Here is a 4,397-nt window from a genome sequence, read left to right on the forward strand (position 1 = left end):
CATACGCGTCAAGTTAAGAGATTGTAAGTAAATTCAGGGAAGTTAAGGTAGATACTCTAGTTTTTCTGTACTTGTCTTTTAATGAAAATCGAGACCAAGTTATGGTAAGCTTTTTAAGAAAAACTTTCAAACTATTAACTTTATTCTTTAGTGCTAAAAATAACTCTATAACCCGCTTTTTTAGCTCAATAAATGCCTTTGTTAAGCTAAGTTCTGTATTCTTTTTCACTTCTGTGCAACCAACTATGCCGTGAAATATAAGAATTGCGCACAATTTAGCATATAGTTCACATAATACTCTGCATGGCTTTCCTTTTAGCTTATCAAGTCTGATATGGCTTTTATACAATTTAAATAATAACTCAATTTGCCACCTTACTCTGTAAATCGTTAATACTTGCTCAGCACTAATTTTATTTTCTGGAACATTAGTTATAAATATTGACCAGTTCAACAATTTTTGATTTCTTTTAGAGGATGTATATCCCTGCGATCTTGCTAATCTATTAGCTTTCCTTCTTCTGGCCATAGACTGTTCTTCAGTTAGTTTCTGACATATAATTCTTACTCTAATTTTTGCTTCTTTTCCTAACAATACCTCGTTTTCTAAAAATAACTTATCCTCTAAACATTCTAATAACTCCATTTTTTGATTTGTTTCTACATCATATATGTTGGTATCGGATTTATAACGACTTATGAAATAAGCTCCTATTTCATTGATTTGTTTAAAAGAACTTGGCACAAAATAACCGAGATCAGATATTAGCAAATCATTGCTTAATATATTACTTAAATGTTTCCTATATCCCTGGTCTGATCTTACTCCCTCCGTTAAATTAAGTTGGTCTATTATCTGATTCATGTAGTCGAAAACTAATTGTAACTTTATTCCAGACTTAGTATTGCTTTCATAGCCACTGTAGCTAGTACCATAACCTTTATACATCTCTTCCATACTGTTAGGTAGAGTAATATAGCTACTGTCCAATAATTTAACACTATTAAATTGCTGTAAGATTTTGCAATCAACTTGCAAGATATTTTTGAAGAGAAGCACAGATTCATTATACATCCTTTTCATAAATTCCACTGCTTCTTCAGTAAATCTAAAATCCAAACCTTGTTTTGTTATATCTATCGAGTCCTCGTTTAGTAATTGACACATTGTTTCTACGCTACAATTATCAACCCCTATATTACCCAAGACCATGGCTTTTACGAACGATGAACCTTTTAGCTTTCTCTTTCTTTTTATAAACCTTGTTGTAATTGAGATTTTGTCTGCTTTTTCATTAAAAAATTCTTTGAGCTTTTTTGATAAGCTAGTTATTTTATTCATTGGTTCTCTCACTAAAAGTATTTCTGGGAGAACTTATACCTTATTATTCTATCTCTTTCATACCTTTATTTCCTTAACTTGACGCGTATGGATGTACGAACATTGTGATTTGGGCACACCAAGAAGAATGTCATCCAAGTAGCCCCTTTCTCGTCATCCCGCTACTTGTTAGCGGGATCTATGCTAAGAGATACCGCGAATGAATCGCGGCATGACGGTTCGCGGCGGTATAGCTATAGATAGTATTAGCTATTTAATAAAAAGATCGTAGCTAAACCAAGAAATATAAAAGCTGAGAGAATATCAGTTGTTGCCGATGTTAGGATTGAAGAAGAAACGGCAGGGTCAGACTTTAAGCGATGAAGCATTATAGGAATGAAAGTTCCGATGAACGTTGCAATAATTGACATCATAATCATGGAGACCACAAAAATCATCTCCACTTTGAAGTTGTGAAACCTTATTGCTAACACTACTAATGAAATAGTAGATAAGATCACCCCGTTTATAAGACCTATTAAAAATTCTTTCATCAGTATTCTTTTTGCATTTTGCTCAGTTAGATATTTTGTTGCGATTGCCCGGATGGTTAGCGTTACTGTTTGGGATCCTGCATTTCCGCTCATTGATGCAATTATCGGCATGATTATTGGCAGCACTATAAAACTTTTTATTACATCATCGAAAAAGCCAACTACTATGGAACACATTGTTGCAGCTAAGAGGTTAAACAGTAACCAAGGTAGCCTTTTAATTATAGTTTTATGTATAGGGGCATTTATATCGGCTTTAGAAGATACACCGCTTATTTTGAGTACATCCTCTTCTGTTTCTTGTTGAACAACTTTTATCACATCTTCAATTAAGATCACACCAATAATTTTACCATTCTTATTTACTACCGGAGCCGATAATAGAGAGTAATCTTTAAATATTCTTGCTACTTCCTCTTGGTCTATTCCAGTTTTAATGATTTTTATGTCATGATCCATTATCTCTTTTATTATTGTGTCTCCTGAGTGAGATATTACCTTATTTAAATTAACACTGCCTATAGGCTCTAATTTTGAGTTGATAATGAATATCTGGTGAAATTTTTCTGGTATTTTTTTATAGTTGCACACAAATTCTGTCAGTTGATTTATTGTCCAATAATATGGAGCTATAACCATATCTTTATGTATTAACCTTCCTGCACTTTCTTCTGGATATGATAGCAACTCCTCTACCGATTTCTGAGTTTTGCTGGGCAAATAGTAAAGTATATTTTCTACAGACTTTCTATCTAAATCTTTCACTATGGTTACTATATCTTCTACATCAAGGAGCATTAGTAACTTTGCTGTATTTTCTATTCCCAATGTTTCTATGATCTCTATTTGTAAATCTGGCACTACATGCACTAGGGCATCACTTAACAAATGTTGATCGAGGATATTAACTAATTTCTCCCTGTGATCACTGATCGAAGTAGATAAAAAATAAGCTAACTGAACACTGTCTATCGTTTTTACAATATTACGAACATTCTCTAGCTCCTCGTTATCAAGTGACTCTATTAAGTCATCAATAGCCTTTTTGTCTAAACCATAATGGGAACTTATTTCAATATTCATTACTTTGCCTTGTTTTTTAATAAATATACGCGCTTGATTTCCTTAAACATTAAAGTATAATGAAATTATTTAAATTAACTATCATATGGTTAAATTTCTATTTTGTTTACTGTTATTGTTATTGATAGTAAATATATTAAAATCTAAAGTATAATGAAAACTTATCCAGAAATTCTTGAACACTTTCAAAGCTTAAATAAAAGTATTTCTCTTATCAGGAGGTGTCTTTGACATAGAAAAATTAAAGTTGCGTCTTGAAGAGCTTGACTCCCAAGCGTCGAATGATGACCTATGGCAAGATAACCAAAAAGCACAAGAAGTTTTAAAAGAACGTTCTAAAATTAAGAATGACGTAGAGTCGTTTTTAAAGCTGGAAAGCGATTACAACGATGCCATCAGCTTAATGAAGTCTGCTATTGATGAAAATGATGAAGAATTTTTCTCTGAAGTTGAAAATGAATTAGCTAAGCTAGAGAAATTAATCAAGTATAAAGAAACAGAGTCCTTATTTACTGGTGAAGCAGATAATAATAACTGCTTTTTAGAAATCCACTCAGGAGCTGGCGGAACCGAGAGCAATGATTGGGCTGAAATGCTGATGCGCATGTATATAAGGTGGGCAGAAATTTATCACAACTTTAAAGTTGAAGTTGTAGAAAAATTAGAAGGAGAGTCAGTTGGTATAAAGTCTGCAATGATAAAAATCGTTGGAGAAAAAGCTTATGGGTGGGTAAAAAGTGAAAGTGGAATTCACAGGCTGGTTAGAATATCGCCATTTGATGCAAATGGTAAACGTCATACCAGTTTTGCAAGTGTAGGAGTAACTCCAGTGATAGAAGATTCAATTGATATTGCTGTGGATGAAAAGGATCTAAAGATCGACACCTATCGTGCTTCCGGAGCAGGCGGTCAGCATGTGAACAAGACTGAAAGTGCGGTACGCATTACGCATATTCCAACTGGTGTTGTAGTTCAATGCCAAAATGGTCGTTCTCAACACAGAAATAAAGATGAGGCGTTAAAATTACTTAAAGGACGTTTATACCAAATTGAACTGGAAAAAAAAGAACAGAAAATGGCTGAAGAATATGGTAAAAAATGCGATATAGGCTGGGGCAATCAGATCAGATCGTACGTTATGCATCCATATCAAATGGTGAAGGATTTAAGAACCGGACATGAAGTGGGCAATATAAATTCTGTTTTTGATGGTAATATAGATTGTTTCATAGTTAGTGTGCTTACTAAGCAAAATTAGGTAGGGTTGACTTTCTTGCCATAATATATGATAATTAAAATATTGTTAAAGTAGGAGTAAAGTTATGGCGATTAAATATGATCAGTGGAAAAGTGACCTTACCCAGAAAAAGTGGAGAGAAAGTGTGGAATGTTTTTTACAAAAAGAATGATGCATCAAATTGTTCTGGAATGCAATAGTT

At 33.3% G+C, this 4,397-nt stretch carries 3 protein-coding genes; 1 reads left to right on the forward strand and 2 read right to left on the reverse strand.

Annotated features, from left to right (window positions below; genetic code table 11):
• Positions 1-13: 13 nt before the first annotated feature.
• Both OZD64_RS02445 and mgtE read right to left on the reverse strand, forming a co-directional pair.
• Entirely contained in the window at positions 14-1,342 is a 1,329-nt protein-coding gene (locus tag OZD64_RS02445) for an IS4-like element ISWen1 family transposase (protein ID WP_274999201.1), read from the reverse strand.
• Between the two features lie 245 nt (positions 1,343-1,587).
• Entirely contained in the window at positions 1,588-2,958 is a 1,371-nt protein-coding gene (gene mgtE / locus OZD64_RS02450; protein WP_006280192.1) for a magnesium transporter, read from the reverse strand.
• 153 nt (positions 2,959-3,111) lie between these two features.
• Between mgtE and prfB the strand changes: the two genes are divergently transcribed.
• Positions 3,112-4,216 (forward strand): peptide chain release factor 2 gene (prfB, locus tag OZD64_RS02455; protein ID WP_274999235.1). Its coding sequence is split into 2 segments (ribosomal slippage): positions 3,112-3,186 and positions 3,188-4,216, totalling 1,104 coding nucleotides; the frame shifts between segments, so codons are not numbered across the junction.
• Positions 4,217-4,397: the final 181 nt, after the last annotated feature.

It is taken from the genome of Wolbachia endosymbiont of Drosophila tristis, assembly GCF_028981745.1.
Taxonomy (GTDB): Bacteria; Pseudomonadota; Alphaproteobacteria; order Rickettsiales; family Anaplasmataceae; genus Wolbachia; species Wolbachia pipientis.